We start from the raw sequence: 13749 nt of genomic DNA on the forward strand, positions 1-13749 counted from the left end.
CAAATTTAGACCGTATTTCACCGCAACTCATATTGGGATGGTGGTTGGCGATCTAGCCCTGGGTGACCAGGCGATAGCCGATACCCACGTGCGTCTGGATATAGCGCGGATGCGCCGGATCGGACTCGATCTTCTTACGCAACGTGCCCATAAAGACACGAAGGCTCGCCAGGTCGCTCTTAGTTGCCGTGCCCCAAATCTCGTGCAGGATAAACTGGTGCGTCAGCACCTTGTCGGCGTTGTGCGCCAGCAGGCACAAGAGCCTGTACTCGATCGGCGTCAGATGCAGCTCCTCGCCATCCATCGTGGCGATGCCGGCATCAAAATCGATATGCAGCTCACCGGTATCGAACGAGCCCTCGGAGGCAACGCCGCCCGTTTGCGCATACGAAAGGCGCCTGAGCGTCGTGCGAATGCGCGCGAGCAGCTCCTCGACCGAAAACGGCTTGGTCAGGTAGTCGTCGGCACCGGCATCGAGTGCGCGAATCTTGTCCGCATCCTCGCTGCGCGCCGAGACCACAATGATCGGCATGCCCGACCATGCGCGCACCGACTCCACCACCTTGACGCCGTCCATATCGGGCAGGCCCAGATCGAGCAGCACAATACTCGGTGCCTGCGATGAGGCGGCGGCGATGGCGGCATGGGCGGTCTCCACGGCCATATGGCGCAAGCCGTGCGCCTCGAGCGCGGCAACGATAAGGTTGCGGACGGCGGGATCGTCCTCAACGACCAAGATGAGCGGTTTCATGGCAGAGTTCGACACAGCGTTACTCCTTATCAAACGAAACGTCGGCGGCGGGAAGCCCAATCGTAAAGACCGAGCCGTGCGGGTCCGCCGCGGCAACCTCTATGCTACCGCCATGCGCCAACATAATGGATCGACAGAGCGAAAGTCCCAAGCCCACGCTGCGATGGCTATCAGCCAAGCCATGGTTGACAGTGTAGAACGATTCAAAGATCCGGCCCTGCTCCTCGGGCGCAATACCGGGACCGTCATCGGCGACGAAACATGCCACCTGTCCATCGTTCGCCATAATCGAGATCACGATATGCGAGCCCGACGGCGTATAGGCAATAGCGTTGTTCACCAGGTTCACCACCAGCTGCACCATCAGGCGTGCATCGACGTTGACGAGCGCCGGCTCGTCGCACGGCACCACCTTAAGATCGTGCTCGCGTACAGCCGGATTCACGTGGCGCAGCGCCTCCTCGACGATATCGTCCATGAGCTCGAGCGTGGTCGACAGATGCATGCCGCCGCCCTCGAGCTTTGTGATGGCGAGCAAATTCTCGACGGTGGCGTTGAGCCATTGCGCATCCGAACGAATGGAAAGGAGCATGCTGCGGCGCGTCTGGCTATCGAGCACGGCCGTGCCGGTCGAACCCTGGTCGAGTAGCACGTCGGCATTGCCCGAAATGCTGGTAAGCGGTGTGCGCAGATCGTGCGAGATGGAGCGCAGCAGATTGGCGCGCAGCTGTTCGTTTTTGGCGAGCACCGCCGCCTCCTCGCGGGCCTCCATGGCGCGGGCGCGATCGAGTGCCAGCTCGCCTTCGCTCACGATGGCGTCGGCAAGTGTCCGTTCCTCGTGCGTCAGCACGTCGGGCTCGGCAACGATAGCCAGCACGCCCACCACCGAGGCGGGGTCGCCCGAGCGCACGAAGCTGTCGCCTGCGCAAACCGTCAGGTAGACGCCATAAAACGCCGAGCCGCCATAGGTGGCATCGAGCGGCGTTCCCACATAGGCGGACGCCGAGAGCCGCGGCGGCATCTGGGGCGTCAGCTGGTGCACCGGCGAGGCGTCACCCACGGCCGTGTACGTCGCACGCGGCAGCAAGTCATCATCGTCGGCGTCGGCGCTGTACCACACGACCGGACAGCCCGAAAGACGCGCCAGCTGCGTTGCCATGGCATGCACAATCTGCTGCTGATCGGAACACCGCTGCAGCATGCGGTTGGTCTCGAGCACCATATGCGTGCGACGGTCGCTGGCGGCAGCCTGTGCCAAGGCGCGGCGCAGGGCCAACGCAATCGAGCTCGACACAAGCGAAACCACAAACATGATGAAGAACATGCCGGGATAGACGCGGTCGATAAACGATAGCGAGCAGCGCGGGTCGACAAACAAGAAGTTGTAGAGCGCTACGGCGGCAGCCGAGCTCAGCAAACAATACAGGCGGCTCCAGGTAAAGAATGCGCACAGCTGCACGGCGAACACATAGACGATCATGATGCTCGGCGCGAGACCAGGATGGTCGAGCAGCGCACCCACAATCGTCGCCGCGACCAGCAGCCCCGCCGATACGCAGGCGTCATACAGAGGGCTGCGACGTGTCAGCGTTGTGCGCCGCCACCAAAAGCTATCGGCAATATCGCCGTCCGCACGGACGTCCATCGGCACCCCGCCCCTCTCTTAAAAACAAAAACCACCACAGAGGGGACAGCACCTTTGTGGTGGTTTCCCTTGTGGTGGTTCCAAGTGTATAGCCTTTGCAGTCTGCGGTCGTTAGACAAACAGCACGTGCGCGAGCAGGGCACACACTCTTGTCCATCGAAGGCCAACTCCATGCAACCTGTCGGCGACTACGGGCGCTCGTTGGGGGCCAGGCGCCGCATCTTGTTCACAGCCTTGAACTTGGTGAACAGCGGCACATACTCAAAGCTCACGTTGGAGTTCTCCAGGCCATACCAGCGCGCCGGCGTACCGGCAAAGCGGCGGATGATGTACTTGAGCGTGATGGCCGTGCGCTCGCTCGGCTCCACGTCACTCTCGGGCGCCAGGAGCTTGCGGATCATGACGAACTTAAACGTGCCGATGTTGCCCGGATCCTTGTAGACCGAGTAGTCATGCATCTGCGGCGGCAGCTCGCCAGTGGCGGCCAGATCCTGAACAACCTGGCGCAGGTAGGCGTTCACGCGCTGGTTAACCTTGTAGCCCAAGTACAGATGCACGCGGAAAACATAGTCGGTGCCAAACGTCTCGACCGAATAGGCAAAGGTATGCGGTTCGTCCATGGTCTCGACGTTCACGAACCACCAGGCGCGGGCGCGCTTGGGATGCTTGTCCAGAATCGAGTAGACGATATCGCGGTCGATGTAGTCGGTATTGGTGTCCTTGGTCAGGTACACGATGTTGTCGCTCATAAGCTCATAGCGATCGTCGTCGCGCAGGCGCTTGAGCTGCGGCAGATAGCTGCGCAGCGGCAGCAGCGTAAACTGACGCCGCTCGACCGCCGTGCCGTTGTACCAGCACAGCATAACGCCCATGATGAGCATGGCCATAAGAATAGTGAAATAGCCACCGTGGAAAAATTTGGTGAGCGAACTCACAAAGAAGAAGCCCTCGAGCATAAGGAAGAACGCAACGAAGATATACGGGACGACCTTAAGGCCGCGATCAACATGCAAGTAGAAGAAGAGCAGCAGCGTCGTGCACATCATGGTCAGGGTGATCGCCAAGCCGTAGGCGGCCTCCATGTGCGCCGAGCTCTGGAACAGCAGCACCACGATGACGCAGCCCACAAGCATGACGTTGTTGACCATGGGAATATAGAGCTGGCCCTTGGTCTCGGCAGGGTAGAAGACCTGCATGTGCGGCATGAGGTCCAGGCGGCTGGCCTCGGACACCAGCGAGAAAGCGCCGGTGATGAGCGCCTGCGAGGCAATGATGGCCGCGACGGTGGAAAGGCCGACGGCAAAGGGACGCAGGCCCGGGGTAAGCATCTGGTAGAAGGGGTTGAGGTCGGCGATACCCATGAGCTCCGGGTTGCCGGCGTTGTTGATAAGCCACGCGCCCTGGCCCATGTAGGACAGCAGCAAGCAGCACTTAACGAACGGCCAGGTTGCGTAGATGTTGCCACGGCCCACGTGGCCCATGTCGGAGTAGAGCGCCTCGGCACCGGTGGTGGCGAGGAAGCAGCTGCCCAGAATCATGATGCCCGCATGGTTGTTGGGGCTCAACAAAAAGGCGATGCCGCGCACCGGGTTGAGGCACAGCAGCACGGCGGGGTGCTGGAAGACAAAGAACAGACCCGTGCCGCCCAGGAACAGGAACCACAGCGTCATGATGGGGCCAAAGGCGTGGCCGATCTTGGCCGTGCCGATGCGCTGCACCAAGAAGAGCGCAATGATGATGGCAAGCGTGATGGCCACGACGCGGGCCTGATCGTCGCCCAGCACGGCATGGACTGCCGGAATGGTGCGCAGGCCTTCGATAGCCGTAGTCACGGTAACGGCAGGCGTGAGGATGCCATCGGCGAGCAGTGCCGCGCCGCCCAGCATGGCGGGGATGATGAGCCATTTGCCGCAGCGCTTAACCAAGCTGTACAGAGCAAAGATACCGCCCTCGCCATGGTTGTCGGCGCGCAGCGAGATGAGCACGTACTTGACGGTCGTCAGCAGCGTGACCGTCCACACGACGAGCGAGAGCGCGCCGAGCACGAACTCCTCCGTGACGCTTCCGATGCCGCCGTTGCCGGCAACGAGCGCCTTGGTTACATACATGGGGCTGGTGCCGATATCGCCATACACCACGCCCAGCGTGACGAGCATCGCCGAGATGCTCACAGGAATCGCAGCGTGCGAGGCTGCCTCCTTGGCCTTTTGTTCCATAAGCCGGTTTCCTCCCAACTTTAACGTTCGAGGGGATTATAGATAATCGTCCCATGTTTTAATGCACTGTTTTCCCAGCTAGATAAACATTTATACGGCCTTTAGGCCACCGCGGCGATATGGAATGCGACAAAGGGACTGTCCCTTTGTCACATTCGTCATTTTCCGAGCCAGTTTTTGAACCACCACTCCATGGATCGGCTCATCTCGGCCATAAAGGGGCTCGTGTGCTTGCGGGTGTAGATATCCACGACGCGCTCCCCCACCTCGCGGGCATGCGGACGGAACATCGCGTCCATCTCGGCCACCTGCGCATCCATGGTCGCGGCATCGGCGCGGCGATAGCGCTCCTCGTGCACCAGGTTCACCACGGGATGCGCAATCGCCGGGCGCTCCTTGCGGGGCGTGCCGATGATGAGCATCGACAGCGGCATGGTATAGGGCGGCAAGTCCAGCAGCGCAGCAACTTCCTCGGCGTTCTCGACGACATCGCCGATATAGCAGCTCCCCAGCCCCAGGGCCTCGGCGGCGACCACGGCGTTTTGGGCAGCGATCACGGCATCCTGCGCCGCGATGGCAAAGTCGCCTAAACCCGGCGCGCGGCGGGGCGCCTTGCCCGTGCGCTCGACAAACTCGGGCTCAAAGCAACCCACGTGCTCAAACAGATCGATCCACTTGGCATAGTCGACCACAAATATAAGTGCCCAGGGCGCCTTGGCGATCATGGGCTGGTGGTCGCACAGGTCGGCCAGGCGATCGAGCGTTGTCTGCTCGCGGATACTCACGATGGAATACATCATCATGGCGCCTGCCGACGGCGCGCGGCTCGCCGCATGCAAAATCGCCGCCCGCTGCTCGTCGGTCACCGCTACGGGACGGTCGTTGTCATCGCGCGCAAAAGCGCGCGTGGACGAACGGTGCTCCAAAATGTCCAGCACCGCGTTGCCCGTGGTCTCGACCGGATAGCCGCCCCCGCCCATGCCAGCGCCCACGTCGCCCGCACTCGTCATACAAACCTGCTCGTTCATCGCCTTAACCTCGCCATTTCTTTAAGAAGCCTTTACGTTTCCGTGTAATTCCCGTCCATTATCGCGCAGGTCGCCACTACATTGCGCCACACCGCCACACATGCGCGCTAATATGGCTGGTTGTTGTGCGCAGCCACCAATCGCAGCGCATATCTTGGTAACAATCGGGTAAACCCCCGCTTTCGTAGTTTTAAGTTTGTGAGGAGTCTCAGCATGTTCGCAGCCGCCATCTCGCTCGTCGGTCTTGCGGCGACCGTCTTCCTTGTCTTGCGCGAGGCCAAAGCCATTCGCGCGCAGTCGGGCACCGTTGCCAAGGGCGCTCTTGCCTGGAGCGTCGCCTTCGGCCTGTTCCAGCTCTTTTTGACCATTTGGGGCGCCATGGGCCTCGTCGCCCAAAACGAGCCGCTCGCCTTTGTGATGCTCATCCTGACCAACGCCATCCTCACCGGCTGCGCCTGGGCCAGCATCGCACGCGACCGCATCGCCCCGCGCGTCCTTGCGTTCGCCGCGCCCGACGCCCCCGCCCCCACCGGCAAGCTCGCCCGTCTGCGCGGCGCCTTTGTGGGCAAACCGCTCATCGCCGCCGTGCTGTGCCTGCTGCTCGCCGGCGTCTTTGCGCTGCTGGGCATGGAGGTCTCGTCCAACCACGACTTTACCTGGGTCTACCCCCTGTGCATACTGCTCGAGTGGGCCATCATCACCACGCTCATGGTCGGCCTGTTCTTCCTGTTCCAGCGCCGCGGCGCAGCTCCCGCCGTCCTGACCTTCGCCCTCTTTATCCTGGGCATTGCCGAGTTCTTCGTCATCACGTTTAAATCCATGCCCATCCAGCCGGGCGACCTTTCGGCCATCTCCACCGCCGCGGCGGTCGCCGGCAGCGGCTACACCTACTCGATCTCGCTGTTCTGCGTGCTGTCCATGGGCTTTACCGCCATCGCCATGCTGCTATGCGAGTACGCCGGCCTGGTAGCACCGCACCGTCAGAAGGGTGCCGCCAACGCCAAGCGCATGCTGCTCACCAACCTGCTCGTAGCGGTGCTGTGCCTGGGCGGCGTGACCGCGCATGTCACGCTTATCGACTACTACAACACCCTCGGCATCACCGTCTACACCTGGCGCCCGCTCGAGAGCTACTGGCGCGAGGGCTATCTGCCTGCCTTTATTAGTGCGGCACAGTCCATCAAGCCGCCCAAACCCGCCAACTACTCCGCCGACGACGCCAAGGCAACGCTCAAAAAGTATGCCAAGGCCTATGACAAGTCCGATGCCGCCACAAGCGACGCCCGTACCGCCGCCCAAGAGCAGTTCGATAGCGAGAAGCCCACGGTCATCGCCATTATGAACGAGACCTTCTCGGATCTTTCGATCTATCAGGAGATGCACGCCGGCTACGAGGGCCCGCAGTACTTTAAGAACCTGTCCGACTGCCTCAGCCGCGGCAAGCTCTACGTGAGCGCCTACGGCGGCGGCACCGCCAATACCGAGTTTGAGTTTATGACCGGCAACTCCATGGCCAACCTGGGCTCGGGCGTGTACCCCTACACCATCTACAACATGGAAACGACCGGGAACCTGGCAGAGCAGTTCAAGTCGCTCGGATATTCCACAACGGCCATGCACCCCAACCACGCAACCAACTGGAACCGCGAGAACGTCTACAAGGACTTTGGCTTTGACCAGTTCCTGTCTATCAACGACTTCCAGGGAGCCGACACCTTGCGCGGCATGGTGACCGACCAGGCAACCTACGACAAAATCCTTGAGCTGCTCAACCAGAACGCCGACCCGCAGTTCATCTTTGACGTGACCATGCAGAACCACTCGGGCTACGATACGGGCCTGCTGCCGGCAGATAAGCAGATGCACCTGAACATCGACACGACCGATCTGGACGCCAAGACCATCGAGGACGGCACACTCTCCGATGTCGACGAGTACGTCTCGTGCATCGAGCAGTCCGACCAGGCGCTGCGCTACTTCCTCAATGCCCTGCGCAATCTCGACCGCAAGGTGGTCGTGGTGTTCTGGGGCGACCATCAGCCGTTCTTCCCGTCCAAGTTCAACGATAAGTGGTTTACCGGCGAGGACGACGCTACGCATCAGGAGCGCCTGTGGCAGACCGACTACATCATCTGGGCCAACTACGACGTTGCCGGTTGCGACCAGACGAGCGAGGTCGACGACCTGTCCATCAACTACCTGTCCACCCAGCTGATGCAGCTGATCGGCGCACCACTGACCGACTACCAGAAAGCGCACATGACGCTGCGCAAGTCGCTGCCCGCCATCAACTCGGTGGGCTACGAGGACGCTAGCCTGCGCTGGGCGCTCTCCTCCAACGTCACCGGCGAAGACGCCGTCGCCGCGGCGGCCACCAAGGCGCGCGAGGATTACGCCAAGATGCAGTACTACGAGATGTTCCGCGACGGTAAGAACGTGTACACCGAGCACCTCCAGACCGAGGCCAACGAGACCGACCCCAACCTGGCGCCGGGTACGACCAAGATCAAGTAGCGGAGATCAAGTAACGGGGTCGGGGGCCCAAATCGACGGCAGGCGGAGGTACGGGAAAGGTCTGCTGCTCAAACAGTCCTGCGCAAGACGGGGGCCACATTAAGTGGCCCCCTTTGCGTGCGGAACTCGCGACAGACCTTTCCCGTACCTCCGCCTGCCGTCGCCCCTCACCCGTTGCGGGTTGAGTGGGCTGATAAAGAAACTGCGCTCACCTCATGGTAGAAGCGTGGCCTGTCATGCGAATCGCGGAAACTGTGTCCCAGAATTCACGTCCGGAGTGGGATGCACTTTCCGCTTGAGGGCCTGTTGGGAAAGCGCATCCCACTTCAAGAGTAAATTCCGGGTCGCACTTTCCGCTAAGGCTCTCAACCGGAAAGTGCATCCCACTCCAAGCCTTAATTCCGGGACACAGTTTCCGGACAAGGCGTAAAGCGGAAAGTGTATCCCAGTCTGAGCGCCGATTCTGGGACACACTTTCCGAAACCCTGCCCATCTGGAAAGCCCATCCCACGCTCAATACATCCAGCGGATGCAGGAGAGCGTGTCTTCCAGGACGGGCTCGTCATCGGGGTGATGGAAAATGTCACCCCAAACGCTTGCCACGGTTGCTCCCGCGAGTGTCAAGAAAAAGCCTCGAGGATCTCGAGGCTTTCGCTTCTGTATTATTTCGCACGCGCGGCAGCGATAGACCTACTCGCCCAGCACGGCCTTCTTGGCGGCTGCCGCCATGTTGTCCAGATCTTCCTTGGTCGGATGGTCCTTCGCGGCAACCCAGTTGTCGAGCAGCAACTTAGCGCGGGCGTTGTCGGAATCTTGCTCGAGCATGGCCTCGTAGCGCTGCTTGACCGCAGGGCCCATCTTGCCCTGGCACATCGCCCAACCTACAAGCTCGGCATCATTGGCCAAATTGGAGGTCACGCGATCGATAATCTGCTGATAATAGCTCTGGTCGGCGCCAAAACCGCAGGTGCCAAACAAAAAGACGCGCTTGCCGTGCAAGGTGGAGAGCAACGCCGCGACCGAAGGCGTGCACGCGCCCTTGTCACACCAAAAACCGACGAGCACCGTGTCGGCCGCACAGGCGCCCTGCGCCTCGAGCGCAACCTGATCTGCATCCGCATCGTCGCTCAACGCCGCGGCATGGACAAACTCAACACCCGCAGCCTGCAGAGCGCGCTTGATCGCGCCCGAAACCATCCTGGTATTGCCGCTCTTGCTGTTAACCACCAAAGAGCACGTCATAGTCACGTTGCCTCGTTTCCCCCAAAACTAAAGCCACTAATGCAATTTATTAGATGAATATCTTAGTACCAACGTGACAGATGTAAACCACCTGCCGCTAATCGGTGGCCCCTACTGGGCAAACTGGCTGCGGTAAAGATCGGCATAGAAGCCGTCTGCCGCCAGCAGCTCGTCGTGTGTGCCGCGCTCGATAATCTCGCCGTCGCGCATCACCAGAATGCAGTCGGCGTTGCGAATGGTGCTCAGGCGGTGCGCCACCACAAAGCTTGTGCGACCGGCCATGAGCTCGTCGAATGCCGCCTGCACCTGCAGCTCGGTGCGGGTATCGATGCTCGAGGTCGCCTCGTCCAGCAACAAGATCGCCGGGTCGGTGAGCATGACGCGCGCGATGCACAGCAGCTGTTTTTGACCCTGGCTAAACGTGCCGCCGTCCTCGCCAATCACCGTGTCGTAGCCCTGTGGCAGCTGCACGATAAACTTGTGCGCATGCGCGCGCTTGGCAGCTTCGATAACCTGCTCGCGCGTGGCATCGGGACAGCCGTAGGCGATGTTATCTGCCACCGTGCCCTCGAACAGCCATGTATCCTGCAACACCATGCCAAAGGCACGGCGCAGGCTTGCGCGCGTGTAGTCACGCGAGGAACGGCCATCGACCGCAATGCGGCCGGCATCGATATCATAAAAACGCAGCAGCAAATTGATGAGCGTTGTCTTGCCACAGCCCGTAGGGCCGACCAGGGCAAAGCGCATGCCGGGCTTGGCCTCGATGCAGATATCCTGCAGCAGCTTGCGGTCGGACACGTAGCTAAAGTCCACATGCTCAAAGGCGACCTCGCCCTGCGGTGCGGCAAGCTCTACAGCGTCCGACGCGTCGGGCTCCTGCTCGCTCGCATCGAGCAGCGCAAACATGCGGCGCGCCGAGGCATACGCCGCCTGGATCTGCGTAATAACGTTGGTGACCTCGTTGAACGGCTTGGTGTACTGGTTAGCATAGGACAGAAAGATCTGCACGCCGCCCACCGTAAGCGCCGCCGGCACGCCCGTGATCACGCCCGCGCAGCCGATCACAGCGACCACGGCATAGATGATGTTATTGATAAAGCGCGTGCCGGGGTTGGAGAGCGAACCCATAAACTGCGCGCGCTCGCCCGTGGTGTAGAGCTCGGCATTGAGGGCATCGAAGCTCGCTTGCGCGTTGGAGCCATAGGCAAAGGCGTCGACAAGCTTCTGCTCGCCCACGTACTCCTCGATATGACCGCCGAGCTGGCCTTGGATGCGCTGCTGTGCCGTAAAGCTTTTGTTGGAGAGCTTGGCAATAGCACCGGCTGCAAAAATGGAAAGCGGCGTGACGAGCACCACCACGAGCGTCATGGTCAGGTTGATGGAAAGCATAAACGCGAGCGTGCCCACGATGGTGATAACGCCGGTGAAAAGCTGGGTAAAGCCCTGCAGCAGGCCATCGCCCACCTGATCGACGTCGTTAACCACGCGGCTCATGAGGTCGCCGTGGGCATGGCTGTCGATAAAGCTGAGCGGCATGCGGCTGAGCTTGTCGCTCGCCTCCACGCGCATGTCGCGCACCGTCTCGTAGGACAGGCGGTTGACGCAGTAGCCCTGCAGCCACTGGAAAGCCGCAGCACCTACGACGACAATCGCGAGCTTGGTGACAAGCGGCAGCAGCGCGTCGAAGTCCACCTGCCCGGCGGCGACGATCAGGTCGATGCCCTCGCCGACGAGGATGGGCGTGTAGAGCTGCAAGATCACCGAAGCGGCGGCACTCACAAACGACGCTACAAACGAAATGCGGTGCGGACGAACATAGCCCAGCAGGCGGCGAGTTACCGCGCCCACGGGATAGCGCTCGGGGTCGCCGGGCTGGCGCGGACCGTCGCCCAGGTCGTTGAGGTTATCGTTGCCGGACACGTTGGCCGTCATCGTGGCGACCGAACCGGAGGAAGTGTAGGGATTCATTTAGCAGCCCTCCTTTGCGCAGACGGATGCGGGGGCGGTCGGGGCACCTGGGGCGGACGCGGGGCTTGGAGCGGGCGTGGGCGCCGCACTCCCCTGCTGACCCTCGAGCTCCTCGCGGCGAAGCTGCGACTGGCAAATCTCGCGGTAGAGCTGGCAGCTTGCATACAGCTCATCGTGCGTGCCCAAGCCCGCGACCGAGCCGTGGTCGAGTACGCAAATCACGTCGGCGTCGCGCACGGTCGAGACTCGCTGGCTCACGATGATGGTCGTCAGCGGCAGCCCGCCCTCGGCGGTACCGCACACGCTTCGTTCGCGAATGGCACGGCGAAGCGCTGCGTCGGTCTTAAAGTCGAGCGCCGAGGCGGAGTCATCCATGATCAGGATCTGCGGAGAGCCCACCAGGGCACGTGCGATGGTCAGGCGCTGGCGCTGGCCACCGCTAAAGTTCTTGCCGCCCGCCTCGACCGGGGCATCTAAGCCCTGCGGCTTGTTGCGCACAAACTCGCTGGCCTGCGCCATATCGAGCGCCGCCCAAAGCTCCTCGTCGGTTGCCGCCTCGTCGCGCCAGGTCAGGTTGCTGCGGATAGTGCCGCTCACCAGCGACGCGCGCTGCGGGACGGTCGCGACCACATGGCGCAGCTGGTCGAGCGGCCAGGTGCGCGCGTCGGCGCCCATCACGCTCACGCTGCCGGCGCTCGCATCGTACAGGCGCGGGATAAGCGAGACGAGTGTGGACTTGCCGCTGCCCGTGCCGCCGATAATGCCGAGCGTTTTGCCCACCGGCAGCTCCAGGGTCACATCGTTGATGGCGTTGGCAGCGCCCGCGCCAAACGAAAAGCTCGCATGGTCAAAGCTCAGTGCGGGAACCGGAACAGCGCCACCCGCCAGTTCGCTCGGCTTGGGCAGCGCGACCGGCTGATTGCCCTCGTCGGTGATGCTCGGCTCACAATTGAACACCTCGTTGATGCGCGACGCGCTGGCGCTCGCCTTGGTAAAGACTACGACCAGGTTGGCGACGTACACGATGGAGGTGAGCGTCTGCGTCATGTAGTTGACGAACGCCATAACCTGGCCCTGCGTAAGCTCACCCACGTTGACCTGGATGCCGCCCACCCACAGGATGGCGCACACGCCTAGGTTCATCACCAAAAACGTGACGGGGTTAAGGATTGATGAGAGCTTGCCCACCGCGATGGCAACATGCGCCTGCTCGTCGGCGGCTAGGGCAAAGCGCTCGCGCTCGTGATCCTCGCGCACAAAGGCGCGGACCACACGGGCGCCCGAAAGCCCCTCGCGGCAGACAAGCGCGATGCGGTCGAGCTTTGCCTGCAGCTGCTTGTAGTACGGAATGCAGCGCGCCATGACAAACCAAAACACCAAGCCGATGGCGGGCGTGCAAATCAAAAAGATCACGCCGAGCTTAAGGTCGATGGCAAGGGCCGCGCACATGGAGCCCACCGCCAGGAAGGGCCAGCGGATGAGCATGCGCACGCCCAGCGCCACGGCAAGCTGCACCTGGTTGACGTCGTTGGTGATGCGCGTGATGAGCGACGGCGTGCCAAAGCGATCGAGTTCGGCATAGCTCAGCTTATTGATGTGCTGGTAGAGTGCGCCGCGGATGTCGGTGCCCATGCCCTGCGAGGTGAGCGCCGCCATCTTTTGGCAGACGAGCGTAAACGAGATGCCGATCACAGCCATGGCGGCGAGCACCATACCGTAGTGGACGACGGCGTTGACATCGCGTGCGCCAATACCCTTATCGATCATCTGGGCAATCACGAGCGGCGTAAGCAGGTCAAAAATCACTTCGATCAACTTACACGCAGGGCCAATCACCATATACCGGAGAAACTTACCACCAAAACGCCTGAGCAGCTCAATCATAGAAGGCGCTCCCTATCATCATCTCTCTTCAATCTGATTCATGATAGTACGGCGAGCCCTGGAGATGCGTAAGCAACTCGTTACAGATGTAAGGGCGACGGTCACTAGCGCCCAAGGCATGTAGCAGCCGATGTTTTGGCAACGCCAGCGAGCGCCGCAAGACACGGGATTCAATTCTTCAGATAAATGCGCCCTCTACGGGTGATTTTTGGACGAAGTGGTCCCGGTGCCGGCGGGCTGTTTGGTAGTCGAGCGATCCCGCAGGCAAAGCCGAGGACCAGCGAGACACCAAACAGCCCGCCGGCACCGGGACCACTTCGCGGCACCAAAAAGCGCCCGTGCGCTCGATGGATTCGGATGCCCGGCAGAGGCTCCTTATGGCTGCTTCCTTCCGGACCTGACCAGATTCGGAACATGTCGTCATCCGAACCCATCGAGCGCGCTTGGCGCTCGGTATATCTTACCCGCTCCTGCCCGCTACGGCAAGTGGGGCGAACC

8 protein-coding genes and 1 other RNA gene are annotated in these 13749 nt (G+C 61.4%); 1 reads left to right on the forward strand and 8 read right to left on the reverse strand.

Annotation, left to right across the window (positions count from 1 at the left end):
* Positions 1-52: 52 nt before the first annotated feature.
* The 4 genes from ACTQXI_RS04105 to ACTQXI_RS04120 form a co-directional block, all read right to left on the reverse strand.
* On the reverse strand, positions 53-766 hold the full coding sequence (locus tag ACTQXI_RS04105; RefSeq protein ID WP_427727663.1) for a response regulator: 714 nt from the start codon (positions 764-766) through the stop codon (positions 53-55).
* A 4-nt stretch (positions 767-770) separates the two neighbouring features.
* Positions 771-2396, reverse strand: coding sequence for a sensor histidine kinase (locus ACTQXI_RS04110; protein WP_441548371.1), 1626 nt, complete (start codon positions 2394-2396; stop codon positions 771-773).
* A 188-nt stretch (positions 2397-2584) separates the two neighbouring features.
* Positions 2585-4612, reverse strand: coding sequence for a KUP/HAK/KT family potassium transporter (locus ACTQXI_RS04115; RefSeq protein ID WP_441063882.1), 2028 nt, complete (start codon positions 4610-4612; stop codon positions 2585-2587).
* 158 nt (positions 4613-4770) lie between these two features.
* Positions 4771-5640 (reverse strand): nitroreductase family protein, encoded by an 870-nt coding sequence (locus ACTQXI_RS04120; RefSeq protein WP_441548372.1) that lies wholly within the window; start codon positions 5638-5640, stop codon positions 4771-4773.
* Positions 5641-5853: 213 nt separating this feature from the next.
* Here ACTQXI_RS04120 and ACTQXI_RS04125 point away from each other — a divergent pair, with 213 nt between their 5' ends.
* Positions 5854-8154 (forward strand): LTA synthase family protein, encoded by a 2301-nt coding sequence (locus ACTQXI_RS04125; RefSeq protein WP_441538217.1) that lies wholly within the window; start codon positions 5854-5856, stop codon positions 8152-8154.
* Positions 8155-8844: 690 nt separating this feature from the next.
* Here the strand turns inward: ACTQXI_RS04125 and bilS are convergent.
* From bilS to ffs, 4 genes are all read right to left on the reverse strand, one after another.
* On the reverse strand, positions 8845-9396 hold the full coding sequence (bilS, locus tag ACTQXI_RS04130) for a flavodoxin family protein BilS (protein ID WP_427727654.1): 552 nt from the start codon (positions 9394-9396) through the stop codon (positions 8845-8847).
* Positions 9397-9507: 111 nt separating this feature from the next.
* On the reverse strand, positions 9508-11367 hold the full coding sequence (locus ACTQXI_RS04135) for an ABC transporter ATP-binding protein (protein WP_441548373.1): 1860 nt from the start codon (positions 11365-11367) through the stop codon (positions 9508-9510).
* Entirely contained in the window at positions 11368-13251 is a 1884-nt protein-coding gene (locus ACTQXI_RS04140) for an ABC transporter ATP-binding protein (protein WP_441548374.1), read from the reverse strand. It abuts the gene before it with no gap.
* A gap of 341 nt (positions 13252-13592) precedes the next feature.
* An RNA gene (gene ffs / locus ACTQXI_RS04145) (signal recognition particle sRNA small type) lies at positions 13593-13688 on the reverse strand.
* Positions 13689-13749 lie beyond the last annotated feature (61 nt).

This window comes from Collinsella sp. LCP19S3_C9 (assembly GCF_052121575.1).
Classification (GTDB): domain Bacteria; phylum Actinomycetota; class Coriobacteriia; order Coriobacteriales; family Coriobacteriaceae; genus Collinsella.

What these genes read in the sequence shown, in the direction of transcription:
- ACTQXI_RS04110 (WP_441548371.1), bottom strand. Translation starts at nt 2,396, where the DNA reads ATGGACGTCCGTGCGGACGGCGATATTGCCGATAGCTTTTGGTGGCGG.
- ACTQXI_RS04115 (WP_441063882.1), bottom strand. Translation starts at nt 4,612, where the DNA reads ATGGAACAAAAGGCCAAGGAGGCAGCCTCGCACGCTGCGATTCCTGTG.
- ACTQXI_RS04120 (WP_441548372.1), bottom strand. Translation starts at nt 5,640, where the DNA reads ATGAACGAGCAGGTTTGTATGACGAGTGCGGGCGACGTGGGCGCTGGC.
- ACTQXI_RS04125 (WP_441538217.1), top strand. Translation starts at nt 5,854, where the DNA reads ATGTTCGCAGCCGCCATCTCGCTCGTCGGTCTTGCGGCGACCGTCTTC.
- bilS (WP_427727654.1), bottom strand. Translation starts at nt 9,396, where the DNA reads ATGACGTGCTCTTTGGTGGTTAACAGCAAGAGCGGCAATACCAGGATG.
- ACTQXI_RS04135 (WP_441548373.1), bottom strand. Translation starts at nt 11,367, where the DNA reads ATGAATCCCTACACTTCCTCCGGTTCGGTCGCCACGATGACGGCCAAC.
- ACTQXI_RS04140 (WP_441548374.1), bottom strand. Translation starts at nt 13,251, where the DNA reads ATGATTGAGCTGCTCAGGCGTTTTGGTGGTAAGTTTCTCCGGTATATG.